General features: G+C 73.2%; 22 protein-coding genes. 6 read left to right on the top strand and 16 right to left on the bottom strand.

What is annotated here, in order from left to right:
* Nucleotides 1–12 precede the first annotated feature (12 nt).
* From ACTFTM_RS10835 to ACTFTM_RS10825, 3 genes are all read right to left on the bottom strand, one after another.
* Nucleotides 13–2,178: a hypothetical protein gene (locus tag ACTFTM_RS10835; RefSeq protein WP_449565666.1), complete on the bottom strand. Its 2,166-nt coding sequence runs from the start codon at nt 2,176–2,178 to the stop codon at nt 13–15.
* 7 nt (nt 2,179–2,185) lie between these two features.
* The gene (locus ACTFTM_RS10830; protein ID WP_449565665.1) at nt 2,186–3,388 is read right to left on the bottom strand and encodes a low temperature requirement protein A; all 1,203 of its coding nucleotides are present in this window, start codon (nt 3,386–3,388) and stop codon (nt 2,186–2,188) included.
* An 88-nt stretch (nt 3,389–3,476) separates the two neighbouring features.
* Entirely contained in the window at nt 3,477–4,397 is a 921-nt protein-coding gene (locus ACTFTM_RS10825) for an SDR family NAD(P)-dependent oxidoreductase (protein WP_449565664.1), read from the bottom strand.
* 131 nt (nt 4,398–4,528) lie between these two features.
* Between ACTFTM_RS10825 and ACTFTM_RS10820 the strand changes: the two genes are divergently transcribed.
* Nucleotides 4,529–5,362 (top strand): helix-turn-helix domain-containing protein, encoded by an 834-nt coding sequence (locus ACTFTM_RS10820; RefSeq protein ID WP_449565663.1) that lies wholly within the window; start codon nt 4,529–4,531, stop codon nt 5,360–5,362.
* A gap of 15 nt (nt 5,363–5,377) precedes the next feature.
* Here the strand turns inward: ACTFTM_RS10820 and ACTFTM_RS10815 are convergent, their stop codons facing one another.
* From ACTFTM_RS10815 to ACTFTM_RS10795, 5 genes are all read right to left on the bottom strand, one after another.
* Nucleotides 5,378–6,145: a TetR/AcrR family transcriptional regulator gene (locus ACTFTM_RS10815; protein WP_449565662.1), complete on the bottom strand. Its 768-nt coding sequence runs from the start codon at nt 6,143–6,145 to the stop codon at nt 5,378–5,380.
* A gap of 94 nt (nt 6,146–6,239) precedes the next feature.
* Entirely contained in the window at nt 6,240–7,415 is a 1,176-nt protein-coding gene (locus ACTFTM_RS10810) for a zinc-dependent alcohol dehydrogenase (protein ID WP_449565661.1), read from the bottom strand.
* A complete protein-coding gene (locus ACTFTM_RS10805; protein ID WP_449565660.1) occupies nt 7,412–7,954 on the bottom strand; it encodes an SRPBCC family protein in 543 nt (180 codons plus the stop codon). Before ACTFTM_RS10805 ends, ACTFTM_RS10810 begins: the two co-directional genes overlap by 4 nt.
* 95 nt (nt 7,955–8,049) lie before the next feature.
* Complete coding sequence (locus ACTFTM_RS10800; RefSeq protein ID WP_449565659.1) at nt 8,050–9,684, bottom strand: MFS transporter; 1,635 nt, start codon at nt 9,682–9,684, stop codon at nt 8,050–8,052.
* Nucleotides 9,678–10,373, bottom strand: coding sequence for an SDR family NAD(P)-dependent oxidoreductase (locus ACTFTM_RS10795; RefSeq protein ID WP_449565658.1), 696 nt, complete (start codon nt 10,371–10,373; stop codon nt 9,678–9,680). The genes ACTFTM_RS10800 and ACTFTM_RS10795 overlap by 7 nt, the downstream gene beginning before the upstream one ends.
* Before the next feature lie 150 nt (nt 10,374–10,523).
* On the opposite strand from ACTFTM_RS10795, the gene ACTFTM_RS10790 reads away from it, so the two are divergent.
* From ACTFTM_RS10790 to ACTFTM_RS10780, 3 genes are all read left to right on the top strand, one after another.
* Complete coding sequence (locus ACTFTM_RS10790; RefSeq protein WP_449565657.1) at nt 10,524–11,813, top strand: histidine kinase; 1,290 nt, start codon at nt 10,524–10,526, stop codon at nt 11,811–11,813.
* Complete coding sequence (locus tag ACTFTM_RS10785; RefSeq protein WP_449565656.1) at nt 11,801–12,466, top strand: response regulator transcription factor; 666 nt, start codon at nt 11,801–11,803, stop codon at nt 12,464–12,466. Before ACTFTM_RS10790 ends, ACTFTM_RS10785 begins: the two co-directional genes overlap by 13 nt.
* An 86-nt stretch (nt 12,467–12,552) precedes the next feature.
* Complete coding sequence (locus ACTFTM_RS10780; protein ID WP_449565655.1) at nt 12,553–13,614, top strand: Gfo/Idh/MocA family oxidoreductase; 1,062 nt, start codon at nt 12,553–12,555, stop codon at nt 13,612–13,614.
* A 3-nt stretch (nt 13,615–13,617) separates the two neighbouring features.
* Here the strand turns inward: ACTFTM_RS10780 and ACTFTM_RS10775 are convergent, their stop codons facing one another.
* The 3 genes from ACTFTM_RS10775 to ACTFTM_RS10765 all read right to left on the bottom strand — a co-directional run bounded on the left by ACTFTM_RS10775 (nt 13,618) and on the right by ACTFTM_RS10765 (nt 15,663).
* Entirely contained in the window at nt 13,618–13,839 is a 222-nt protein-coding gene (locus ACTFTM_RS10775; protein ID WP_449565654.1) for a hypothetical protein, read from the bottom strand.
* Between the two features lie 373 nt (nt 13,840–14,212).
* Nucleotides 14,213–14,434, bottom strand: a complete 222-nt coding sequence (locus ACTFTM_RS10770) for a hypothetical protein (RefSeq protein WP_355050387.1) — start codon at nt 14,432–14,434, stop codon at nt 14,213–14,215.
* A 158-nt stretch (nt 14,435–14,592) separates the two neighbouring features.
* Complete coding sequence (locus tag ACTFTM_RS10765; RefSeq protein ID WP_449565653.1) at nt 14,593–15,663, bottom strand: hypothetical protein; 1,071 nt, start codon at nt 15,661–15,663, stop codon at nt 14,593–14,595.
* A 4-nt stretch (nt 15,664–15,667) separates the two neighbouring features.
* On the opposite strand from ACTFTM_RS10765, the gene ACTFTM_RS10760 reads away from it, so the two are divergent.
* Nucleotides 15,668–16,594: a hypothetical protein gene (locus ACTFTM_RS10760; protein ID WP_449565652.1), complete on the top strand. Its 927-nt coding sequence runs from the start codon at nt 15,668–15,670 to the stop codon at nt 16,592–16,594.
* Between the two features lie 65 nt (nt 16,595–16,659).
* Here ACTFTM_RS10760 and ACTFTM_RS10755 read toward each other — a convergent pair whose 3' ends face one another.
* Nucleotides 16,660–19,326: an AAA family ATPase gene (locus tag ACTFTM_RS10755; protein ID WP_449565651.1), complete on the bottom strand. Its 2,667-nt coding sequence runs from the start codon at nt 19,324–19,326 to the stop codon at nt 16,660–16,662.
* Between the two features lie 87 nt (nt 19,327–19,413).
* Complete coding sequence (locus ACTFTM_RS10750) at nt 19,414–20,505, bottom strand: NYN domain-containing protein (RefSeq protein ID WP_449565650.1); 1,092 nt, start codon at nt 20,503–20,505, stop codon at nt 19,414–19,416.
* 221 nt (nt 20,506–20,726) lie between these two features.
* Here ACTFTM_RS10750 and ACTFTM_RS10745 point away from each other — a divergent pair, with 221 nt between their 5' ends.
* On the top strand, nt 20,727–22,766 hold the full coding sequence (locus ACTFTM_RS10745) for a glycosyl hydrolase family 28-related protein (protein WP_449565649.1): 2,040 nt from the start codon (nt 20,727–20,729) through the stop codon (nt 22,764–22,766).
* Between the two features lie 40 nt (nt 22,767–22,806).
* On the opposite strand, the gene ACTFTM_RS10740 is transcribed toward ACTFTM_RS10745, so the two are convergent.
* From ACTFTM_RS10740 to ACTFTM_RS10730, 3 genes are read right to left on the bottom strand one after another with little or no spacing between them, the layout of a single operon-like run.
* Nucleotides 22,807–23,439 (bottom strand): CG0192-related protein, encoded by a 633-nt coding sequence (locus ACTFTM_RS10740; protein ID WP_449565648.1) that lies wholly within the window; start codon nt 23,437–23,439, stop codon nt 22,807–22,809.
* A gap of 15 nt (nt 23,440–23,454) precedes the next feature.
* Nucleotides 23,455–24,543 carry a cellulose binding domain-containing protein gene (locus tag ACTFTM_RS10735; RefSeq protein WP_449565647.1) on the bottom strand — a complete coding sequence of 363 codons (1,089 nt, stop codon included), beginning with the start codon at nt 24,541–24,543 and terminating at the stop codon, nt 23,455–23,457.
* Between the two features lie 48 nt (nt 24,544–24,591).
* Nucleotides 24,592–25,641: an NAD(P)H-dependent flavin oxidoreductase gene (locus ACTFTM_RS10730; protein ID WP_449565646.1), complete on the bottom strand. Its 1,050-nt coding sequence runs from the start codon at nt 25,639–25,641 to the stop codon at nt 24,592–24,594.
* Between the last annotated feature and the right edge of the window lie 78 nt (nt 25,642–25,719).

Genomic DNA, 25,719 nt, shown 5'->3' with positions numbered 1-25,719 from the left:
CGGGCGCTTCGTTCACGTCACGTCGGAGCCGCGGAGCCGGCCGACGAGGTCGCGTACGGCCGCGCGGAACTCCGGGTCGGACTCGCCCGGGTGGTGCCCGCGCAGTGGCGGAGGGCGGCGGTTGCCCGGTTCCGGCAGCAGGTCGTCCGGGTCCCGCAGTCGGCGGTCGACGCGACCGGCGGGGTCGGCGGGGTCCGGCGCAGGATCGCCGGGTCGGTGCGCGGCGAAGATCCAGCCGCCGACGGGGTCGGTGTCCCGCCACAGGTTGACCCACCGCCACCCGACGCGCTCCCCCACCTCGCGCAGCGTCCCGGCGTCGAGGTACGCGGGAAAGAGCCGGGCGTAGAGGCGGTCCAGCGGGGAGCCGTACGTCAGCAGCGCGACCCGGCCCCGCGTGGCCGGCGGCAACCGCAGCACCGCGAGCGCCAGCAACGCCGAGCCGTGACTGTGCCCGCACAGCAGCACCCCGGCGTGCCGCTGGGCCAGGTGGGCGATCCGGTCGGCCAGCTCCGGCACCGCCCGGTCGGCGTAGCTCGGCGGCGCGAACGGGTGGGCGGCACGGGGCCAGAAGGTGCCCAGGTCCCACAGGATCCCGACGTGTCGGCGGAACCACGACGTGCGGTACGCGAACAGGCCGCCGGACACCAGCGCGAGAGCCACCGCGGCGACGAGGTACGTGCCCCCCGCCAGGCCCATCTCGACCACCCCGGCCGGCAGGCCGAGAACGCCCCGCGCCACCTCGTCCGGTTCGCGCCCGAACTGCCCGAGCAGACTCGTGGACAGCCCGATCAGGGCGAGCACCGCGTAGGTGACGGCCAGCCTGCCCAGCCACTCGGTGAACCGTGCGCGGGCCACGGCCTTCGTGACCTGTCGTGACCGCGCGGTCGCCTCCGGCGGTGGCGCGGGAAAGTCGCGGGTGGTGATCGCCGCCGCGGCGCGGCGACGACGGCGCCGCGACAGGAGGGTCAGCGCGGCGCCCAACAGCGCCGCCACGACCACGTGCAGGAAGAAGGCCAGCACCGTCCAGCGGTAGGCCAGCGGCGGCCCGCCGTCACCGCGATATCCGCCGAGCAGGACCCCGCTCTGGTAGACCAGGCCGGAGGCGAGCGCGCCGGCCAGGCCGACCGCGATGGCCGCGATGACCGCCGCGCCCGCGCCCCCCGGCAGCTCCCAGCGGCCGTCGCCGCGACCCCGGTGCCACAACACCAGCCCGCTGAGCAGCACCAGCAACGACATCTGACCGAGCAGGGTGCCTCCCGCGACCCCGCCGTAGCCGGGGAGTCCGGCCGACCTCGGCCAGCCCTGCTCGGCGGTCGCGACGACGACGAGGGTCGCCAGGGTCAGGCCGGCCGCCGCCACGGCGGTGGCGCGCGCGGCCACGGTCGCCGTCCGCGCGGTAGCCGCCCGGTCGATCAGACCGGGGACGGCGAGCAGACCGACACAGGCCACCAGGACCGCCGCGCTGGACGCCAGCAGCAGGTTCGTCCCGGCCATCGCCCCGCCGGCCCGTCGGGGCGTGAGCAGCAGCAGATCGAGTACGCCGAGCGCGGCGGCGACGTGGATCGCCCGTAACCGCTCGACCAGCGGTTCCACGGCCCACAGCGGGTTGCCGGCCGGTCGGCGACGACGGGTCCCGAGCAGCCGCAGAAGCCCCACGGCGGCTATCGGCAGCAACGCCAGCACGGCCAGCCGCTGCCCGACGTGTCGGTCGTCAAGCCCGAACAGCGTGTTGAAGGGCGCCCGACAGGGTGACGTGCCGAGACACCGCCAGGCGAGCAGGTCGAGGGCCACCCCGGCGATGGACACCACGTACACCAGGGTGAGGTTGAGCGCGAGGAGCCGGCACAGGACGGTGACCCCGGCGGCGCGCCTGCCGGTGGGTCGCATCCACACCGCCGCGTTGCTGAGCATGAACGGCAGCAGCAGGACCATGGACAGCGTCCGGCCCACGGTGCCCGAGGGCAGGTCACCCCAGCGGTACGCCTCGAGCGTCAACCCGTCCGGGCCGTCCCGGCCGGACCCGGTCGGGCGGTAGAAGCCGCCGCGGTCGTCACCCGCGACCTGGCGCGCCGACGCCGAACCCAGGATGACCGAGGGTTCCGCCCCGGACACGCCGTGCACCCGCAACTCGACCACGTCGGCGCGTGGGGGTGGGGCATCCGGTCGCGGTGCTGACATCGGCGGGTTACCCGGGCCGCCGGGAATCGGGCGCGCCGTCCCGCATGGCTCTGTCGGCGTACCGCCGGAGGCCGGGCATCCCGTCGACCAGGACGATCAGCACCAGCACCCCGGCGACGACGGCGCTGTTGGCGACGTGCGGAAGCCTCTGGGTCGCGAACCCGCACCCGATGATGGCCGGCACACCGATCAGACGCGCCCACGGCCGGCTGCCGTCGACCGCCCACGCGAGCAGGATCCGGGCGGTCAGGAACAGCGCCGGACCGACGATGCCGAGGGCCAGTTGTGCCGTCTCCTCGGTACGGGGGTCCTCGATCGTCATCTCCATGGCGACCGACGTGGCCAGGACGCCGGCGATCATGAGCAGGTGCAGGTAACCGGCGAGCAGCGCCAGCCTGCTGCCGGGCGGGCCGGCCGCCATGATGCTCGCGCCCAGCCGCGAGCCGGCCGGCACCAGGTAGAGGCGGGCGAGGGCCACCGCGGTGACGAACGCCAGGGCGAAGGCCAACGTGCTCTCGAGGTGCAGGCCGGAGTCGCTGTAGGCGATGCCGGCGAACAGGATCAGCTCCCCCAACGCGATGATGAAGATCTGCTGGTACCGCTCGGAGAGGTGGTCACCGTTGACCTGGAGGTCCGGCCACGAGCTACGCCCGAGCCACGGAAACGGCCAGCGCAGCCGGGCCAGGGAGTACTCCAGCACCAGGGCGAGGGTCCAGAGCACCTCCCGGGCCGGGGCGACGGCCGCGCCGACCAACCACATCGCACCGGAGATCGCGAACCAGATCGCCACCCGCAGGCTCCGCAGTTGCAGCGGATGCCCGCGCAGCGCCGGGATCAGCAGAGCGCCCCGACCGACGTGGATCGCCACGTAGGCGCCGGCGAACAACCCGGCGTGTGAGTCGAACGCGGTGGGCACGGCCGCGGCCATCAGCAGGCCGCCGAACATCACCCAGAGCAGGAGTACGACGATCAGCGGCGCCCGGGGGTCGAACCAGTCCGCCGACCACGCGGTCACGAACCACACCCACCAGATCGCCGCCAGCATCACCATGACCTCGAAGCCACCGTTGACGCTGGGGTCGTCGACCACCGCCCGGGACAGCCGGGTCAACGCGAAGATGAAGGCCAGGTCGAAGAAGAGCTCCAGGAACGAGGTACGGCGGGGATCCTCCCGCTTCTGGAGCAGCCGCCCGGGAAGCGCGTTCGCCATCGCCCCCCTTCCCGGACGTCACCCGCCGTCCCAGTCGTACCATCCGCGTGGCCCTGCTCGGGCCGGTTCGCCGGGGCGGGTCCCGGAGTCAGCGGGCGATCAGGTCCGCCGCCACGGTCCAGAGCCGCTCGGCGTTGCCCGGGTCGAGGGCGTACGCCGCCACGCCGCTGTAGTCGGCGGGTCGCTCGGTCCGGACCGGGGCCTCGGCGCAGTCCTCGAAGTAGCGACCGCCCACGCCGTCGAGCAGCGGGGACGCGGCGAGCAGCACCGAGGTGGCGGCACCCTGCTGCGGGGTCTTCTGCCGCTCCTTCGGCGTACGCAGCCCGCCGGTGTGCTTCTGGAGCCCGGTGGCGATCGCACCCGGGTTCAGGGCGTTGGCGTGGATGCCCTCGCCGGCCCAGCGACGGTTGGCCTCGACCGCGAGCAGGGCCTCGGCGCTCTTGGACTGCCCGTACGCCAGCAGGGGGTCGTACGGCCGGAACGCGAAGTGCAGGTCGTCGAAGATCACCGGGGAGAAGAGGTTGCCGCTGGAACTGACCGACACGACCCGGGCGCCACCGGCGGCGGCGAGTGCGTCGTGCAGGCCGACGGTCAGCGCGTAGTGCCCCACGAAGTTGGTGGCGAACTGCATCTCCCAGCCCTCGGTCGTGCGCTCCAGCTCGGGCAGAGCCATGATCCCGGCGTTGTTGATCAGAATGTGCAGCGGCCCGTCCCAGCCGGCGACGAACCGGCGTACCGAATCCTGGTTGGCCACATCCAGCTCGCGGACCGTGACCCGGTCCGCGCCGACGCTGGCCGCGATGTCCCTGGCGGCCTCCTCGCCGGCCGTGACGCGACGTACCGCGAGCACCACCTCGGCGCCGGCGGCGGCCAGCGAGCGGGCGGTCTCGATGCCGATGCCGGCGGCGCCGCCGGTGATGACGGCCCGCTTGCCGCTCAGGTCGACTCCGGCGAGCACCTCGTCGGCGGTCGAGGCGAAGCCGAATGGCGTGGTGATTCGCTCGGTCATCTCTGTCCCATCTCTCGATCGCGCTTACGCGACCCACTGTCGCCCAGCCGGCCGGTGATATCCGGGTTACCGGTTTTCCTGGTAGTGGCAGGACCAGGCTGGGCGGCGGCGGCCGCTCCTACGATGGGCTGGTGAGCACGGCGGGCCCGCTGGGCGAGTACCTGCGTGCCCGGCGCGAGCTGATCGTGCCCGGTGACGTCGGTCTGCCGGCACACGGCCGCCGACGGGTGCCGGGCCTGCGACGCGAGGAGGTGGCCCTGCTCGCCGGCATCAGCGCCGACTACTACCTGCGGTTGGAGCAGGGCCGGGACCGCAACCCGTCGGCCCAGGTGCTCGAAGCGCTGGCGCGGGCGCTGCTCCTGGGCACGGAGGCCACCGCGCACCTGCGCCGCCTCGGCGGACACGCCCCGGCCGGCCGCCCGGCGCGACGCCCGGAGCGGGTACCGGCGGGCATCCGGCAGTTGGTGGGTTCGTGGGCGGAAACGCCCGCCTTCGTGCACGGCCGACACCTGGACGTCCTCTTCGCCAACCCGATGGCGACCGCGCTGACACCGATCTACCGGGTCGGGGTGAACCTGCTGCGCGAGGTCTTCCTGGGTCCGCGCGTGCCGGCGCTCTACCCGGCTCCGGAGGCGGTGGCCGCGAGCGCGGTGGCGGGCCTGCGCGCGCAGGCAGGGGTCGAGGTGGACGATCCACGGCTCACCGAGCTGGTCGACGAGCTGACGGCCGGCAGCGAGCTGTTCCGGCGGCTGTGGGCACGCCACGACGTCACCGTCCGCGCGGGCGGCGGGCTACGGGTGTTCCACCATCCGCGGGTGGGCGAGTTGAAGCTGCGCTACGAGAAGTTGACGATCAGCGGCACGACCCAGTCGCTTGTCGTCTACCACGCCGAGCCGGGCAGCCCGTCCGCCCGCTCCCTCGCCCGGCTCGGCGCCACCGTCTCCATGCCGGAGGCGCAGGGCTAGCACCGGACGTCGGGGCTAGCGGTCGGCCGCCCGCTCGGCGACCACCACCGAGATGCCGTCGAGGACGCGTTGCAGGCCGAACTCGAAGGCGTACTCCGGGCCGTACGCGGCACCGTGCTGCTGGCCGGCCGCGGTGCCGACCCGCGCCGCGGTCGGGTAGCTCTCGGGGTTCAGGAACGTCTCCAGCCAGGGCGCGTGCGACTGCCACCACTGGCCGTCGGTCAGCCCGGTCTCCCGTTCCAGGTCGACGACCTCGGAGGCGGCGCGCGCGGAGGACTTCACGTGCCCGAGCACGAGGGTGAGCACCGCGTCCATCTCGACGTCGGTGAGCCCGATGTCGGCGACCGCGCCGAGTTCGTGGTCGTACTTGGCGATCAGGTGCGGCCCGAGCACCGGACGGGTGGTCTCGGCCCGCACCATCCACCGGTGCCGCTGGTAGAGCGCCAGGTTGTCGCGGGCGATCCGTTCCAGCCGGACCCGCCAGTCGCCCTCGACGGGGGAACGCGACATCTCGCCGTACGCGGTGTCGATCATGACGTCGACGAGTTCGGACTTGCCCGGCACGTAGGTGTAGACCGACATGGTGCCCACGCCCAGCGCCTCGGCGACCCGGCGCATGGTCAACGCATCGAGACCCTCGGCGTCGGCGATCTCGATGGCGGCCCGGACGATCCGGTCGACGCTGAGCCCCTGCCCCGCGCTGCGGCTGGTCGGTTCCCGGGTGCGCCAGAGAATTGCCAGGCTGCGGGCCGGGTCCGCGGTCGGCTTGCGCTCAGTCGCCATGGTGCGGCCATCCTAACAACGCGGCCGTACCCGGTACGCCGCCGACCGACGCCGGCGGGGCCCCGGTGACGGGTCCTCGCCGGCGTCGACGCCGTCACGGCTTGAGCACGACCTTCTCGCAGTCGTCCTGCTTGTTCTTGAACAGGTCGAAGCCGCGCGCCGCGTCGTCCAGCGACATCGTGTGGGTGATCACCCGGGCGGGATCCAGCTCGCCGTTCTCGATGTGGCGCAGCAGCGGCGTCATGTACCGCTGGACGTGGCACTGACCGGTGCGCAGGGTCAACGACCGGTTCATCCACGCGCCGGAGGGGAACTTGTCGAGGAAGCCGCCGTACACGCCGATGACCGACACGATGCCGCCGCTGCGGCACGACAGGATCGCCTGGCGTAGCGCGTGCGGCCGCTCGGTCTCCGACCGCACCGCCTGCTTCACCCGGTCGTACGCGTGCAGGTGCGCGCTGCCGTGGCTGGCCTCCATGCCGACGGCGTCGATGCACTTGTCCGGCCCGCGTCCGCCGGTCAGCTCCAACAGCCGGGACCGGACGTCCACCTCCTCGAAGTTGATCGTGGTGTGCCCGGCCTCCTCGGCCATCCGCAGCCGGTACGGCTCCTTGTCGATGGCGATGACCGTGGCCGCGCCGAGCAAGCGGGCGCTGTCCATCGCGAACTGCCCGACCGGGCCGGCGCCCCACACGGCGACGACGTCGCTGGGCTGGATGTCGCACATCTCGGCGCCCATGTAGCCGGTCGGCAGGATGTCGGACAGGAACAGCACCTGCTCGTCGGTCAGGTCCGACTCGATCTTCAACGGTCCGACGTCGGCGAACGGCACCCGCACGTACTCGGACTGACCCCCGGCGAACCCGCCGGTCAGGTGGGAGTAGCCGAAGATGCCGGCCACCGGGTGACCGAACATCTTCTCCGCGATCCCGGCGTTGGGGTTGCTGTTCTCGCAGCACGACCACAGCTCGGCCGCGCACGCCGCGCACGCGCCGCAGGCGATCGGGAACGGCACCACCACCCGGTCGCCGACCCGCAGCCGGCCCGGGTCGACGCCGTCGCCGACCTCCACCACCTCGCCCATGAACTCGTGACCCAGCACGTCGCCGTCCTGCATGGTCGGCACGTACCCGTCGACCAGGTGCAGGTCGGATCCGCAGATCGCGGTCGAGGTGACCTTCACGATCGCATCCCGCCGGTTGAGGATGCTCGGGTCCGGCACGTCGCGGACCTCGACCTTGTTCCGCCCGGCCCAGGTGTTCGCCCTCATGCCGCCTCCCCCTTGGACAGCTCGTCGCTGGACAGCGGCTGCGCCGGCCGCTGCGGAAACTCCCGCCGGGCGCGCTTGCCCCAGGGCGCGCCGTCGGAGCGCACCACCTCGCCGGTCTCCAGCACCTGCTTGAGTCGACGCAGGTCGTCGTCGAGCTGCTGGTGCGGCTCCTCGCCGAAGTACCGGGCCACGGCCTGGCCCAGCTTGCCGCCGGGGATGTCGTACACCAGCAGCACGTGCACCTCGGTGCTCACGCCGTCGGGCGCGGGCACGAACCACACCTTGCCGGTGTTCGGCACGTCGGCGTCGCCGGTGGACCGCCAGCCGATGCGCTCGCCCGGCACCTCCTCGGTGATCTCGGCGTCCCACCCGACGCTGCGGTCGAACGGCGCGCTCGCCGTCCAGTGACTCGTCTTCTCCCCGGTGACCCGCACCTCTTCCAGGTGGGCCATGAACGTCGGCAGGTTCTCCAGGCGGCGCCAGAAGGCGTACACGTCCGACGCCGGTTGACGGATTGTCGTCGTGGCCAGCAGATCCATGATTCCCTCCCCTCTCCTGCGGCATCACCTACCCCGACAGTCACGTCCTGCACATGCGGCGGGCAGAATTCGCCCACGAGCCGGTCGTACGGGGGTCAGAGCCCTTCGCGGTCGTCGGACAGCCGCGGTCCGGCGGCGGCCGGCACGAGGTGGCGGACCTCGGGGACTCCGTCGGTCAACTCCCGGGCCCGCGCCTCGGCCTCGCGGTCCTCGCCGGTCAGCCGGCCGCCGTGCTGGCGCAGGTGCTCGTCCCACGACGGCACCAGGTACACCTCGACGAACCGACCGGTCGTCTCCGCCGGCCGGAACAGACCCCAACGCATCGCGCCGGTACGCTGCCGGGCCCCACGCACCGCGTCCATCGCCGCGAGGAACGGCCCCTCCCGCTCCGGCCGGACGGTGTACCGCACCGTCACCAGCACCGGCCCCACCCAGGGGTCCGGCTCGTGCGCCAGGTGCAGTTCCGGCCAGTAGGCCGCTGGTTCACGGTTCGCCGACCGCAGGTCCGGCAGCGGCCAGATCCGGCTGGTCAGGGTCCCCACGAACATCGACGCGGCCGCCGTGAGGTAGGCGGGGAGCAGCCCGCCCATCTCGGCCACCAGACCCCACAGCAGCGCGCCGACGGCCTGCCCGCCGGCGAAACACACCTGGTAGACGGCCAGGCCCCGGGCACGTACCCAACTCGGCAGAAAGAGCTGCATCTCGGCGTTGATGTTGGCCAGCACCGTCACCCAGGCCATCCCGGCCGGCAGCAGCGCCACGAGCACCAGCGGCACGATCCGCACGGTGCCCACCACCGCGAGCGCGGCGGTGAACAGCACGCCGGAGACGAGCAGGAGCTGGTTGGCCGACAGCCGGGCACGGATCACGGCCAGCAGCACGCCGCCGGCGATGGCGCCCACCCCGAGCGCGCCCAGGAGCAACCCGTAACCACCGGAACCCAACCCGAGCCGGCGGGCCGCCACCAGCGGCAACAGCGCCCACAGCGCGCTGGCCGGGATCACGAAGACCAACGCGCGGCGCAGCAGCCGGCGCACGGTCGGCGAGTGGCGTACGTAGCGACTCCCGGCGCGCAGCGCGGCGGTGAACCGTTCGGGCACCTCGACGGCGCGGGCGTTGCCGGGCCGCCAGCGCCACAGCGCGTACGCGAAGATGGCGAACGCCACCGCGTTGAGCCCGAAGACCGGGGCGACGCCGGTCCGGGAGATCAGTACGCCGGCCAGCGCCGGTCCCACCGCCCGCGCCACGTTCACGCTGATCGAGCCGAGCGCGGACGCCGAGCGCAACTGCTCCTGCGGCACCAGCTCCGGGATCACCGCCGACCAGGCCGGCAGGGTGAGCGCCTGCCCGACGCCGAACGCGAAGGTGAGGGTGAGCAGCAGCGCCGGTGGCATCCGGTCGGTCAGGGTGAGCAGGGCCAGCGCCACCGCCACCGCCACCAGGAAGAGCTGCACGGCGATCAGCAGGTGGCGGCGGTCGAAACTGTCGGCCAGCACACCGGCGGGCAGCGCCAGCAGCAGCACCGGCAGCAGGCTGGCCGTCTGCACGAGGGCGACCAGCGTGGCGGCGTTGGAGTGGTGGATCAGCAGCCACTGCGCGCCGACGGTCTGCATCCAGGTGCCGACGTTGGCGGCGAGCAGGGCCAGCCACAGGTTGCGGTAGACGGCGACGCGCAGCGGCGCCCACGCGGAGGCCGGACGGTCCCCCACGCCGGAACGCGCCGTCACCACCGTCCGTCCGCGCGCAACACGCGCTCGCCGGAGACGTAGAGGTCGTCGGGTTCCAGCAGCAGCAGTCGGACGACCTCGGTGGCCACCTGCTCGGGCAGGGCGTAGATCCGGTCGAGGAACTCGGCGCCGACGCGCTCCTGGAGGCGGGTCGGCATCGGCCCGGGATGCAACTGCATCACCTTGATCCGGTTGCTGTGCTGAGCCTCGGCCAGCGAGTCGACGAGACTGCTGCCGTAGCTCTTGGTCGCCCGGTAGACCGGTATGCCGGGCCGGGGCGCCGCCAGCGCCATCGCGCCGACGTACACGATGTTGCCGTAGCCCTGCCGGTCCAGGTGCGCCAACGCCTCCCGCAGCAGGTACGTCGTGCCCAGCACGTTGATGTCCACGGCCCGCCGGATGTGCTCCACCGGCAGGTCTCCGAGGTCGCCGCCCGCCCACATCGACGCGCACGCCGCGACCCCGTCGACAGTGCCGTAGCGACCCACCACCTCGGCGAACGCGTCCCGGACCTGCTCGTGGGAGGAGACGTCGCAGACCGCGCCGTCGCACCCCAGCTCGTCGGTCGTCGTGGCGACCTCGGCCGGCACGTTGCCGAACACCACGACGCGGTGCTCGTCGACCAGTTGCCGCGCCACCGCGAGGCCCAGCCCGCTGGTCCCGCCGACCACCACGAAGGTCCTGGCACCCATGTCGCTCCCGCCGCCGCCACCACAGGTCACACGTCGGGCGTCCTTCCCGTTTCCGGACTCCGCACACCCCGGCGGTAGTGCTGGGCATACCTCGGAAACGGGATCTGGACGGCTGGGGCGGCCCCCGGACCGGCGATTAGCGTCTGCGGCATGACCTCGGAACACCCCCGTCACCTCGCCGCCGCCCTGCGCGGGCGCGACTGGCTGATCACCGCCTGGCCCTGGCGTGCGGTGGCCTATCTGGTCACCACCGTGCCGATCGCCGGCGTGCTCACCGTCGGGCTGCTCGTCATCGGCGCGCCCCTGCTGGCCGCCGCCAACGCGCTGCGGCAGCACGGCAGGCCGCCGGAGATACCGCTGATGCTGTTCCTGGCGGTCGGCAGCCTCACCCTGGTGGCTCTCGCGCCGCTCGCGAGCGTCCCGGTCGCCGCCGTCGAACGGTGGAGGCTCGGCCTCGTGGACGGTCGTCCGCTGCCCGCGTCGCCGTGGCCGGGCCTGGTCGCCCGCTACCGGAGCGCGGCCGGCTGGCGGGAGGTCGCGTACCTGTTCTGGCTGGGCGGTGCCGTGCCCGTCGCGTACTGGATGTTCCTGGTGCTGGTGCTGCTGGATCTCGGGATGGTCACCAGCCCCTGGCTGGCCGGCGACGGCGATCCGGTGGTGATCTGGCGTCCGATCGAGAGCACCGGGGAAGCGGTCCCGTACGCGATCGTGGGCGTGCTGCTCCTCCCGGTGCTCTGCTACGCGGCGGGACTGCTCGCCGCCGCCCAGGCCGCCGTCGCCCGGTGGGCGTTGGCCAGCCCGGTCGACGCGGCGGCGCTGCGCGAGGTCGCCCGCTCCCGGACGCGACTGGTCGGCGCGTACGAGGCGGAACGGCGGCGCATCGAACGGGACCTGCACGACGGCGCGCAGCCCCGGCTGACCAGCCTCACCCTCCAACTGGGCCTGGCCCGGCTCGACGTGCCCGAGGACTCCCCCGCCGCCCGGCCCCTGGCCGTGGCACACGACCAGGCGCGGGGGCTGATGGTGATGTTGCGGCAGTTGGTGCACGGCATCCGGCCGCAGAGCCTCACCGACCTCGGACTCTCCGGCGCGGTCCGCGAGGTGGCCGACGCGTCTCCGGTGCCGGTCACGGTGCATGCCGACGTCGACGGCGAGCTGCCGGAGATCGTCGAGACCACCGCGTACTTCGTGGTGTCCGAGGCGTTGGGCAACGTGGCCCGGCACGCCGGAGCGACCCGCGCCGACGTACGCCTGACGCGGGCCGGCGGCGACCTGGTCGTCGAGGTGTCCGACGACGGGCGCGGCGGCGCCGACCCCGCCCGGGGCACCGGGCTGACCGGTCTCGCCGACCGGGTCGCCGCCGCCGACGGCCGGTTGCTGCTGGCCAGCCCTCCCGGCGGGCCTACCCTGGTCCGGGTGGAGCTGCCATGTCGCCGGTGACCCGGGTGGTGCTCGCCGAGGACGAGGTGCTGCTGCGCGAGGGTCTGGTCGCGCTGCTGACCCGCTTCGAGTTCGAGGTGTGCGCGGCCGTCGGCTCCGCGCCCGAACTGCTGGAGGCGGCCCGCGCGCACCAACCCGACCTGGTGTTGACCGATATCCGGATGCCACCCGGCCGGCGTGACGACGGGCTGCGCGCCGCCGTCGCGCTCCGCGCCGAGCGGCCCGGCCTGCCGGTGGTGGTGCTCAGCCAGTTCGTACAGACCGGGTACGCGGCGGCGCTGCTGGACAGCGGCGACGGTCAGCGGGTCGGCTACCTGCTCAAGGACCGGGTGGCCGAGGTGACCGAGTTCGTCGACACGCTGCGCCGGGTCACCGGCGGGGGCACCGCCATCGACCCGGACGTGGTGCGGCAACTGCTGCACCGGCCCCGCGACCCGCTCGCCGCGCTCTCCAGCCGCGAACGGGAGGTGCTGGCGCTGCTGGCCGAGGGCCGCTCCAACGCGTCCATCGCCGCCCGGCTGCACGTCACCGAGGCCGCCATCGGCAAACACGTCGGCAACATCCTGCTCAAGCTCGACCTGCCGCCCAGCGACGACACCAACCGGCGGGTGCTCGCCGTGCTCACCTACCTGCGCGCCGACCCGGTGGGCTGACCGGTGCGGGGCGATGATCGGGGCGTAGATTCGATCGGCGGTACCGGCGCCACCAGGGGCGCGGGCCGGCGAGACGGGGGTACGGCATGGCGGAGGCGCTGCGGGTCGGTCTGCTGGGATACGGGCTGGCGGGTCGGGTCTTTCACGCTCCGCTGATCGCGGCGACCCCGGGGCTGCGGCTGGACGCCATCGTGACGCGCGATCCGCAGCGACGCGAGCAGGCCCACCGGCACTTCCCGGACGCCCGCCTGGTCGACGACGCCGACGAGTTGTGGCGTACACCCGGAGCCTTGGACCTGGTGGTGGTCGCGACGCCGAACCGGCTGCACGTGCCGATGGCGCGGGCGGCGCTCGCCGCCGGCCTGCCGGTCGTGGTCGACAAGCCTCTGGCCCCCACCGCCGCCGACGCCCGGGCGCTCGTCGAGGAGGCCGACCGGCGGGGGGTGCCGCTGACGGTGTTCCAGAACCGCCGCTGGGACGGCGACTTCCTGACCGCCCGCGCGCTGGTGGAGAGCGGCGAGCTGGGGCGGGTGCTGCGCTTCGAGTCCCGGTTCGAGCGGTTCCGCCCGACGATCAAGCCCGGTTGGCGGGAGCTGGCCGGGGTCGAGGAGGCCGGTGGGGCCCTGTTCGACCTGGGCGCGCACCTCGTCGACCAGGCCGTGCAGCTCTTCGGCCCGGTCGATCGGGTGTACGCCGAGGTCGACCGCCGCCGTGCGGGCGCCGAGGTCGACGACGACGCGTTCGTGGCGTTGACCCACACCAACGGGGTGCGCTCGCACCTGTGGATGGGAGCGATCACCGCGCAGCTCGGCCCACGACTGCGGGTGCTGGGCGACCGCGCCGGCTACACGACCTACGGGCTGGACGTGCAGGAGGCCGCGCTGCACGACGGCGGCCGACCGGACCAGCCGGGCTGGGGTGAGGTCCCGCCGGAGCGGTACGGCCTGCTCGGCGTCGACGGCGACCTGCGCCCGACGCCGACCGTGCCCGGGGCGTACCAGAGCTTCTACGCGCAGGTGGCGGCGGCGCTGCGCGACGGCACGCCGATGCCGGTGGACCCGCGCGACTCGGCCGCCACGGTCGAGTTGATCGAGCTGGCGCACCGGTCGGCGGCCGAGGGCGTGGTGCTGCCGGTCCCGACCGCCTGAGCCTTACTCCGTCTCCTGCCCGGAGGGGGCCTCTTCCTGCTCGGAGAGGGCAACCTGCTGCTCTGAGAGCGCTTCGTCCTGCTCGGAGAGAGCATCATCCGGTACGCGGGCGTCGTCGTCGGTCAGCGCGTCGTCCGACGGGGCGACGAGGGCGGCGAGGCGGCGTTCGGCCTCCCGTACCTCCTCGTCGAGCCGAGGGTTGTCCTCGTCGGGACCCTGCGACATGAGCGACCTCCATCGCGCGCGGACCGCCCGTGTACCCGGCCTGCGGCGGGGAATGCGCCCACGTGACCTGGCCGCAGCAGGGTTCATCCACTCCACTTCCGCGATATTGCGGCATCACGGCCCCGGGATGCCCCCATATCCGCGATGTCGAGTTGATCGTGCGCTTGTCGGGGCGTGGCGAGCAGGTGGATGCCTGGAATGCAGAGGGCGGGACGACTGCCCTCAGCTTGAGTGGGCATCGGCCCTCGCGGCAGAGGTCGCCTCGGTCATGTTCCAGAAGCGGTGACGTGGGAGCGGCAAGAGAGAGGTGAAGGTCGAGCACCGGGCGGGCCGGGGGGCGCGGGGGGCGTTGCCGGCCCGACCCGGTGCCGAATCAGCGCTGCTTCAGCTCGCGCCAGGATGGGTGCGTACCGCGCCAGGCGTCGGCGAGGATGGTCGCCGAAGCCCGGCTGGGGCACTGCTGCACCCGCTCACGGCCCGACGCCCCACCGATCTGGGCGCGGACCTCCCAACCTTGCCCATCAGTACGGATGTACACGTCCCGGCGCCCGCGCGGGGTCGTGTCACCGTTCCACCAGTGTTCCTCCACCTTCATTCGCCGACCGTATAGCAATTTTCGCGCCGGGGGTACGGCGCAGGTGAGCACGTACAGGGGCAAGGGCCGCAATCCGGGCGCAGTTCCACCTGTGTGGGCGACGGGGAGGAACCGCATCGGCGACTCCTCCCCGTCCTGAGCCATGGATCAGGCCCCCGTCACATACCGCTGAGCACGCCCGCCAGGGTGCTGGCCAACTTGTCCTGCCCAGAGGGGCTGGGATGCGGCGACCCTCCCTCTGCGGTGATCTGAATGTCACTCGGAGTGAACGGTGGCGGGAACGCCACCCGTACGGCCGGGTCGAACGGGACGCCCATCTGGATGGCCCAGTTGAGGTCGCTGATCACGCCCCGCACGGTGCCCACCCAGAGTGGGTCGATCAGCGGCGACAGCATCGACACCGGTTGCGGCGGTATGTAGGACAGCAGGGCCGCCGGCAGGTACGCCTTGAGCTGCATCCAGGCGTACTGCCCGATGTCGATGTTGGCGGGGGTGATGTCGTAGTAGAGCATCCACACCACCTTGTCGGCGCCCGCCGCCAACAGGGAGTTGACGATGAAGGTGGCGTCGGCGGTGACGCCCGCGTACTGGCTCGGACCGTCGTAGCGGGGCACCTGCACGTTGATGTAGTAGTCCTCACCCACCGGCAGGTCGATCCAGAAGTTGCAGCCGCCCCCGTTGGTGATGATGCCGCCCTTGCCACCCACGGCCGCCCACTCGAAGCGGATCAGGCCGTACGGGTCCAGGGTCTCCGCCGCGAACTCGTAGGCCCGGCACTTCGCCAGCCGGGTCAGCACCGTCGTCCAGTTGGTGTTGTTCACGCCGCCGGTCGTGACGTGGTACGCGGCGTGCTTGTCGCTCTTCGCCTTGGCGATGCGGGCGGTGGCGAGACCGAGCGGACTGGCCACCCGGGCCCAGGCGTTGCCGCACGAGTCGGGTCCGGCGCGACCGGCGATGATGTCGCCGGTGCCGTACCCGGTCCGGGCGTAGTTGTCGTAGTCGACGATGCTGCCGTCCATGTCGAAGTAGCGCCGGGCGTAGCTGTAGACGCCGTTGTTGCCGGGCATGCCCCGATCGTCGAACGAGGTGTTCGGGCAGCCGGGTCCCATGATCCCGTAGCCGAACTGGTGGTGCGACGAGCTGATCGAGTCGCCCGTGACGGTGAGGACGGTGTCGTCCTCGACGGTCTGCACCTCACGGCAGCGGATGCGGTCCTTGTTGGCGTCCACCAGGGTGGGGTTGCCGTTGACCTGCGGGCAGCCGGTCGGCGGTGGGGGTGGCGGCGACCCCGGCCCGCCGGTGGGCCAGGGCGGCCCGTCGGTCGGGTCCGTCGGGTTGCTGGGCGACGACGAGCCGCTGGGTGAGGCGCTGCTCGACGGCGAGGAACTGCCGGACGGCGACGCGCTGCCGGACGGGGAGGAACTGCCCGAGGGCGAGGCGCTGCCCGAGGGCGACGAGCTACCCGACGGCGACGCGCTACCCGAGGGAGACGAGCTACCGGACGGAGACGAGCTACCGGACGGAGACGCGCTACCCGACGGCGACGAGCTACCCGACGGCGACGCACTACCCGACGGCGACGAGCTACCCGACGGCGACGCGCTGCCCGACGGCGACGCGCTACCCGAGGGGCAGGGTGAACCGCTCGGCGACGAGGTGGGCGAACCGCTGGGCGAGGTGGGCGAACCGCTGGGCGAGGCCGGCGCTGTCGCGGTCGCGGCGGGGGCACGCTGGGCGACCGCCTCGGCCGTCACCGGCGGCCGGGTCTGGCGGGTCGGTGACGCCGAGGTCGAGGCCGACGCCGAACCGGTCGGCGTCGGGCAGTCGTCGGCCGCCATCCGATTCTGGGTACGGATCTGCGCGAGCCGCGCCTCGACCTCCGCCGGGAGCTTCCCGCCCGGCTTGACGCACGGGTCGAGCAGCCAGGTCGTACCCTCCAACTCGCGGGTGCAGGGCGGCGCGTCGTACGACTCGGCCGCGGGGGTGGCGCCCGCCGGGGCGGGCGACGCGCCCCCGGCGGTCGGGGCGACGACCGCGGTGAGGGTGGCCACCGCCAACGCCATCCCGGCGGCGAAGAGAACATTGTGGAATGACCTGGTGGGTCGCGGTCCTGGTGGTCCGCTTGCATCCAGTTGGCTCATGCCGTCCTCCAGGGACTGAGTGCACCGGTAGGTGTGTTACCGCACGGTAGGGAGGCGCGCGGTAACCCGGTAGATCAGTCGCCCTTACCTACTGTCGAGCGGGGATCGCTCCCGGTGACCTGTCTCCGTACCCCCGGACGCCTGATGACCGAGCACGACGGCCAGCTCCCGGCGGTTGCGGACGCCCAGTTTCGTGAAGACCCGGGCCAGGTTGTTGTTGACGGTGTTGACCGACAACCCGAGCCGGTCGGCGATGCTGCGACTGGACAGGGCGACCGCGAGCAGCGCGACGTCCCGCTCGCGGCGCGTCAACGTCGCCTGCTCGACGCCCACGGCGGTCGCGGCGAGCAGCGGTGTCCGTACGCCCCGGCAGGCCTCGGCCAACGTGGCGGCCCGCTGTGCGACCGCCAGTCGGGGTCGACCCCGTCGGGCGTACGCCCGCGCGGCGACGCCGACCGCCTCGGCGGCGAGCAGGGTGTGCCCGCGGGCGACGAGATCGTCCGCGGCTGCCTCCAGAGCCGGCCCGTCGTCGCGGAGCAGACCGTCGGCCGCGCCCGCGAGGGTCGCCGCCAACCCGCCGAGTTGGTCGGCGAGGACGTTCAGCCGGTCCCGTACCGGCTCCGGGGCGCCGAGGCGCGCGCACTCGTAGAGCGCCACCGCCTCGATGGTGGGCTGCTCGCTGCCGCGGGCCAGGTCGGCGGCGTGCCGGGCGGTACGGATCGCCGCGGTGAGGTCCCCCTCGGCGACCTGCACCCAGGCGCGGTTCAGCTCCACCCAGGCGTGGAAGATCCGGTTGGCGGTCCGCTCGCGGGCGTCCGCCGCGGCCAGCCAGCGCCGTGCTCCGGGCAGGTCGCCGGCCAGGGCACGTACGCCCGCCAGCTCGGCCCAGTACGTCCGTACCAGGTGGTACTGGTCGTTCTCCTCGACCAGGGCGATGGCCTCGCGCAGGTCGGCCTCGGCGGCGTCGAGCTGCCCCTGCGCCTTGCCGATGATCCCCCGGAACCCGGCCCACACCGCGACCATGCCCCGCGCGTCGCTGGCTACCGCCGCGCGGTAGCCCTCGTCGGCCAACTCGACGGCCTCGGCCAGCTCACCGGCGGCGTAGCGGGCGTAGCAGAGCCCCAGCCCGACCTGGGCCTCGTTCCAGGGCAGGTGCTCGGGCGCGGCGGCGAGCACCGCCCGGCCCCGCCGCGCCAGCTCCGCCGCGAGTCCGAGTCGGCCGAGCATGCCCGCCGCCGAGGCCGCGCCCATGGTCGCCCAGCTCGCCGCGCGTACGCCGGTGTCGGGGCGGGCGAGCACGGCCCGGCCGACCTCCAACGCCGCCTCGCACCGGCCGTCGTAGAACAGCACCCACGAGCGGGTGGCCTCGGCCAGGTCGTGGCCGGGCGAGCCCTCCGGCACCATCCGCAGCGTCTCGTGCGCCTCGTCGATCCGGTCCAGGCCCCAGTACAGCAGTCCGGCCCGGGTGATCGCCCAGATGGCGAGCCGCTTGCTTCCCGCGGGCGGAGCCGGCGGGAGCATGTCGAACGCCTCCTGGCTGCGCGCCTGGTACTGCAACACCCGGGCCAGCAGCCACTGCGCCTCCCAGCCCTGCCCGGCGTCGTACGCAGTGCGGGCCAGCCGCTCGGCCAGGTCGATGTCGAACCGGTCGATCGCCTGCCGGGCGGCGGCCAGCGCGATGGCCGGGTGCCGGACGCTGCCGGAGCGCAGTTGCCACACACCGGCGACCAGCGCGTCGTCGCGGCGGCGCAGCGGCATGCTCGCCAGCACGTCGGCGAGCTGTCCGAAGACCGTGCGGGAGCGGCTGGCGGGCATGCTGGCCCGCAGCGCCTCGCCGTAGAGCGGATGGGCCATGCGCAGGGCCGTACGCGCGCCCGACCGTTCCGCGACCACCATGCCGCTGCGCTCGGCGGCCTCGATGGCGGCGGGGTCGACGAACCGTTCCAGCAGGGTCAGGGAGAGTGGTTCGCCGCAGGCGACCACCTCCAACACCTGCCGGGCCGCCGGTTCGAGGGCGCGCAGCCGGGCGCTGACCAGCTCGGCCAGCCGAGGGCTGCCGGAGGCGGTGCCGCGCCAGCGCCAGACGCCCCGCACCTCGTGCAGGCCACCGGTCTCCATCGCGTCGGCCAGCAGTTCCCGCAGCAGCAGCGGGTTGCCGTCGGCGAGCTGCCGCAGCCGACGGCGGCTGAGCGCGTCGAGCGGACCTGGCGCGGCCTCGTCGAGCAGGTGGTCCACGGCGGTGGCCGGCAACGGACGCACCTCCAGTCGCCGGCCGGAACCCGTCCAGAGTGAGGTGAGGGCGTCCGAGAGTGGTTCGCCCGCACGGACCGTCGCCACCGCCACCGCCAGACCGTGCACGGCGAGCTGGTGCAGCAGCCCGGCGGACGGTTCGTCGAGCAGGTGCGCGTCGTCGATGCCGATCATGACCGTGCGTCCGGCGCTGCGCCGGGCGAAGTCGCGCTCCACGGTGACGACCAGCCCCATCGGGTCGGCATGTGGCCGGCTCGGGGCGGGGATGAGGTGCGAGACCGCGCCGAACGGGATCGAGCGGGCCGCGCCGGTCGCGGAGACCCAGTGGCACTCCACGCCGTTGTCGCCGGCGTGCGCCAGCGCCTCCCGTAGCAGCCGTGTCTTGCCCACCCCGGCGTCGCCCACCAGCACCAGGCCGGGCACCCGCGCCGCCACGACGTCCTCGATGGTCTTCAGCTCGACGTCGCGGCCGACGAGTGTCCATTCCCCACGTCCCGGCATGACGACCCTCACCTCGCCCTCGGGGCAGCCCTGCCGTCCACCCTATGGGCAGTCCCGGCACTTCCGCTCGACGGCGGTCGATGCGCCTCAGGCCGAGGTGGTGAGCAGGTAGTCGTCCGCCTCGGGGCTCCACCGCAGGTCGACCGCGCCGCTGGTGGCGGCGGCCTTGCAGAACTGCAGGAAGCTGCGGTAGCCGAGCTTCTTCTCGCTGAAGTCGGGCCGGACCCGGCGGAGCTGGTTCTTCAGGCCGGAGAGCGCCACCGGGTTGCCGGCGCTGCCCAGGTCGCCCACCACAGCGCGGAGCAGGCCGAACGCCACCTCCCGGTCGCCGTGCTCGGGCAGGGACACCTCGGGGTCGCCCTTGGCGGGCCCCTCGGCGAGGTCGACGACGTTGTGCTCGGCGAGGTGGCGCAGCAGCTCACCGAAGGTACGGAAGCCGTAGTCGGACTCGCTGAAGGTCGGGTCCTTGCGCAGCAGGGTGCGCTTGAGTCGGGAGGCGGTCACCTCGCCGCTGGCGCTGCCCTGCAACCCGGCCACCGTCTGGGCGACCTGCACGGCGAGCGTGTCGACGTCCCGGCCGGGTTCCTCCCCCACCGGCTGCTCCTCGACCTCCGGCTCCCGCTGCTGCTCCGGCTCGGTCGGTCGCTGGTCGGGAGTGGTCTGCCGGGCCGGGCGGGCGTGCCGGGCGCGTACGGGCGGGATGTCCACGCCCTCCAGCCGGTCGTAGTACAGGAACTCGTCGCACGCCGGTGGCAGCAACGCCGACGTGGAGCCCTCCACCCCGACGCCGATGACCCGCTTGTTGAGTTCCCGGAGCTTGTGGACGAGCGGGGTGAAGTCGCTGTCGCCACTACAGATGACGAACGTGGAGATGTAGTCCCGTTCGAAGGCCAACTCGATCGCGTCGACGGCCATTTTGATGTCGGCGGCGTTCTTGCGGGACGCGCCCATGCGCTGGGGGATCTCGATCAGCTCGACGTGGGACCGGGTGAGCATCCGGCGATCCTCGTCGAAGTACGACCAGTCGGCGTACGCCCGACGCACCACGACGCGACCGCGCTCGGCCAGGGCGTCGGCGATCGGCCGGAAGTCGAAGGCCGCGCCGCCACGGTGGTCGCGGGCGCCCAACGCCAGGTTCTCGTAGTCGAGGAAGAGGGCGATCCGATCTTCGTGCTCCACGCGGCTCACCCTACGCCGGCCGTACGGGGTCGGGGCGCACGCGACGCGCCGCACCTCAACTCGACATCCGTCCATTTCTTGCGGCTCAACAGTCAGCTCTTTTCATTGTTCGATTGGCGTCTTGCAGTGGGATGTTCGGTGCTGCATCATGGCGGTCAATGTCGGGCGTCCAGGGGAACGCCGGGCGGACCTCCACCACCACCCACCCAGGAGGGTCACCGATGTCTCGCAGCATCCTGCCGGCGCGCGGACGCCCGGGCCGCCGCCCGGCCGCCACCGCCGTCGCGCTCGCGACCGGCCTCGCCGTACTGGTCGCCGGACCCACCGTGGCCGCCGCCGGCCCCGCCGCGTCAACCGGCACACAGCCGGTCGTCACCCGGGCGGCGCTCGACCCGGCGCTCGTCGCCGGGCGCGGGGCCGACGTCGACTTCGTCGAACAGGAGGCCGAGAACGCCCGCACCAACGGCGAGATCATCGGCCCGGACCGGTCCGCCTACACCCTGCCGTCCGAGGCGTCCGGCCGCCGGGCCGTCCGACTCACCCCCGGCGAGTACGTCGAGTTCGTCCTGCCCAGCGCCGCGAACGGCATCACCGTGCGGTACAGCATCCCGGACGCGCCGTCAGGTGGTGGGATCACCGCGCCGCTGACGGTCGCCGTCAACGGCAGACACGTCCGCACCATGACGCTGACCTCACAGTACTCGTGGCTCTACAACCAGTACCCGTTCACCAACGACCCGCAGGCCGGCCTGCTGCACCCGGACTGGTGGATCACCGAGTGCCAGTGCGTGCCGTCGGCCACCACGCCGTACCCGAGCATCACCAAGCCGTTCCGGCCCACCCACTTCTACGACGAGCAGCGACTTCTGCTCGGGCGTACCTACCGGGCCGGCGACAGGGTCCGGCTCACCGCGCCGACCGGCACGGCCGCCGCCTGGACGGTCATCGACCTGCTCGACTCCGAACTGGTCGCGCCGCCGCGCGTACGGCTGCTCGCCGCGAACGTCCTCGCGTTCGGGGCCGACCCGACCGGCCGGCGGGACTCCGCCGACGCGATCGACAAGGCCATCGCCTTCGCGCGCCGAACCCACCTGACGGTGTACATCCCACCGGGCACCTACCAGGTCAACCGGCACATCGTCGTCGACGACGTGACCATCGAGGGCGCCGGCAACTGGCACACCGTCATCAAGGGCCGCGAGGTCGCCCTGCCGACCCCCGCGCCGGACGGCTCGGTGCACACCGGCGTCGGATTCTACGGCCGCGACGCCGCCGACGGCGGCAGCCGCAACGTGCACCTGTCCGACTTCGCCATCGAGGGCGACGTCCGCGAACGCATCGACATGGACCAGGTCAACGCCATCGGTGGCGCGATGAGCGACTCCACCATCGACGGACTGCACCTGCGGCACACCAAGGTGGGCCTGTGGTTCGACGGGCCGATGCGCAACGTCCGCGTCACCAACACCATCGTCGTCGACCAGATCGCCGACGCGCTCAACTTCCACACCGGCGTGACGGACTCCCTCGTCGCGCACACCTTCGTCCGCAACACCGGCGACGACGGCCTGGCGATGTGGTCGGAGAAGACCGCCGACGCGCGCAACACGTTCGACCACAACACCGTGCAGTCGCCGACGCTCGCCAACGGCATCGCCATCTACGGCGGCACCGACACGACCGTCTCGCACAACCTCGTCGCCGACCCCGTCCGCGAGGGAAGCGGCCTGCACGCCGGCGCCCGCTTCGGCGCGGAGCCGTTCGCCGGGTACCTGCGGTTCACCGGCAACACCACGGCCCGCGCCGGCACGTACGACCTGAACTGGAACATCGGGCTCGGCGCGATCTGGATGTTCGCGCTGGACCGCAGCATCGACGCGAACGTCGAGGTGACCGGCGACGCGTACCTGGACAGCACCTACAACGCGATCATGCTGGTCAGCGACTGGCCGGTGAAGGACCTCTACTCGATCACCAACGTGCGCTTCCGGGACGTCCGCGTCGACGGCACGGGCACCTCGGTGGTCAGCGCCCGTACCGCCGGGTCGGCCTCGTTCGCCAACGTGGACGCCCGCAACGTGGGCGCGGTCGGCGTCAACAACTGCGGGTCGTTCCACTTCACGCCGGCCGGCTCGGAGTTCACCCTGACCGACCTGGGTGGCAACGACGGCGGCTGGCTCGCGCCGTGGCTCCTGCCCAACACGATCACCTGCGACGACCGGCCGCCGGTGTCACCGCCGCCGCCTCCGGCACAGTGGTGAACGAGGTGGGCGGCCCGGTCCACCGGGCCGCCCACCTCCGTCAACGCTCCCGGACGTACGCCAGTGGCACGCTCGTCGGCTGCCCGTCCCAGGAGCCGCGCAGGGTGGCGCCCCGCGCCTCGCTCGTCCCGGTGGACGGCCGGCGGACGACGACCAGCTCCACCGCGTCGGTCACGATGACCGCGTCGCCCTCGTCGAGGACCTGCCGGACCGCGCCGACCTCCGGCACGGCCCCGCCGCCGCCATCGACGTCGATCGTCATCGCCGGCGGTCGCACCTCGCGCCGACCGTCGACCTCGAAGTACTGCTCGGCCTGGCCGGCCCCGGTGACGATGGCGTGGGTCAGCGCCGCCGCGTAGACCGGGTCGCCGCAGCCGTCGTACACCCAGCGGCGGCCGAGCACCGAATGCTCGGTCGTGCCGACCAGCCACTCGTCGGCGTCGTCGAGCGGCGCGGCGCGGTAGGTCAGCGGAACCTGATGGACCGGCCCGTCGGCGGCGGCGACCAGCATCGTCTCGATGCCGACCTCGCCGGCCGGGTCGTCGAAGCGGTACGCCGCCCGCCTCACCACCTCGACGCCCGCCGGCCCCTGGTACCAGGGGCGGCCGGACAGCCAGGTCGTCAGCAGTTCGAGCTTCGTGGGGCGCAGTGTCGCCCGGTGCAGCAGTGCCATGCGCAGGGAGCCTAGTCAGAACCCGGCACACGGATTGCCGCCCACCGTGCAGCTCTCCGGCTCCCGGGCCTTGGGTCGGCTGTCACGGACGTCGAAACGGATCGTCCGCGACCCGCCGGCCGGCACGGCCGCACCGGTGAAGGTGAGCGCCTGCCCGTCCCGGGACCAGTCCGCCCCGTCGACGTCGTCGACGCTGCTGCCCTCGGCCAGGGTCACCACCACGACCCACTGCTCGACGGGCGCGGGTCCCGGATTGTCCACCACCACCTCCCCCGTGTAGCCGAACAGGCGGCTGGAGTCGGTGTCGTAGCGCGCGACCAGCGGGGGCGGGGGCGGCGGCCCGGTGGGAGTGGGCGTGGGCGACGGCTTCGCCGACGGGGTACGCGTCGGACGGGCGCTGGTCGGCGAGGCGGTCCGCGACGGGCGCGCGGGCGGAGTGGCCCTGGCTTGCGTGGTCGGCGCCGCCGCCACAGCGCTGGGCTGCGGTGGGGTCGGTGTCGGCGACGAGGTGGGCGCGGCCACCGGGTCCGACTCGTCGGACAGCGCCAGCCACGCCACCGCCCCCGCCGCCAGCAGGACCCCGACGAGCCCGACGACGACCGTCCGCCGACGGCGCCGCGCCGGGCCGGGTGCGCCGATCACCGGCAGTTCGGTGGTCAGTCCGACCTCGCCACGCCGCAGGTCGACCTGCTGGAACGCGAGCCAGTCCAGAATGGCCGGCAGACGCACGGTGAGGGCCTGACGCAACTGTTGTTCACGGGCGTCGCGCTGCTCGTCCGACCAGGCGCCGTGGGTCGGCACCTCCCGTACGGTCAGTCGACTGCCCTCTTTCGTGGCGGTCAGGGCGCAGGTCAGCTCGGTGAGCCGACCGGCCTCGTCGCAGCGCAACGCCAGCAGCTCCGGCACCCGCCGCTCGGTCACCTCGACCTCGACGTCGGCGTCGAAGCCGGGCAGGTCGGCCGTGTGCAGCAGCAGCCGGTCCGGTACACCCTCCACCATGTCCGCCTCGGCGAACCAGCGGCCGAGCAGCTCCCGATCGGTCAGTGCGAGCCAGACCCGGTCGGACGGGTGGGACAGGTCGACGTGCGCGCCGATCTCGATCACGGCGAGACTCTAACGGGTGGTCGGGAGACACCCGGCCCGGCGGTCCGCTCAGCCCCAGCGGCCCGCCCGCTCGACGGCCGTCGCCAGCGCTGTCCGGGCGGCGGCGCTCAGTTCGGCGACCAGCTCGGCGGCCGGCACCTCCCGGGCGAGAGGATGCGCCTGGCCGGCCCACAGGTTCGCCACCGAGGCGTCGCCGTCGCGCCGGGCGGCGGCGAGCAGCGGACGGGTCAGGTGCAGCACCTGCGGATAGCCGACCGGCGCCTGCGCGTCGTGCGTCCGCAGGAAGTCGTTGACCACGCCACGGGCCCGCTTGCCGGTGTACGCCCGGGTCAGCGCGGTTGGCGCGACGCTGGCCACCGCCGCGCGGTGCAACGGCGAGCTGCCCGCCTCCGGACAGCGCAGGAACGCCGTACCGACCTGCGCCGCGACCGCCCCGGCGGCCAGCGCCGCCGCCAGCGCGGGACCGTCGGCGATCCCGCCGGCTGCCACCAACGGCCGGTCACATCCGGCGGCGGCCAGCCGGAGCAGCGGCAGCAGCGCGTAGTCGTCGTCGTCCGGCATCCCGCCGCGGTGCCCACCCGCCTCGGTGCCCTGCACGATCACGGCGTCGACGCCCAGGTCAGCGGCGGCGGTGGCGGCGTCCGGTCGGGTGACCGTGGCCCACACCTCGGTGCCCCGCTCCCGCAGTGCCGTCACGGCTGCCCGATCGGGCAGTCCGAACGCGAAGGACACCACCGGCACCGGGTCCGCCAGAAGGGCGGCCAGCTTCTCGGGGTACGCGTCGTCCCCGCCCACCGGATCGCCGAGCGACACGCCGTACTTCTCGGCCTGCGGGGCGAGCCGTCGCGCGTACGCCGAGACGGCGGCCCCGTCGACCCGGCCGTCACCGGGTAGGAAGACGTTCACCCCGAACGGACGGTCGGTGCGGGCGCGCACCGCGGCGATGTCGGCGACCAGCCGCCCGGTGTCGATCATGCCGGCGGCCAGGAAGCCGAGTCCGCCGGCGGCGGAGACGGCCGACACGAGTTCCGGCGTGGACGGGCCGCCGGCCATCGGGGCGGCGACGATCGGGTGGCGTAGCGCGGACAGCACGGACATCCACCCATCCTCCCGCACCACGCCGGTCCCCCGGCTCACAGTGCGGCACCCGCCCGCCGACGTCGCCACCGGTCAACG

The sequence above is a fragment of the Micromonospora sp. RB23 genome, from assembly GCF_053585025.1.
This window is presented reverse-complemented; position numbering and strand designations above follow the sequence as displayed.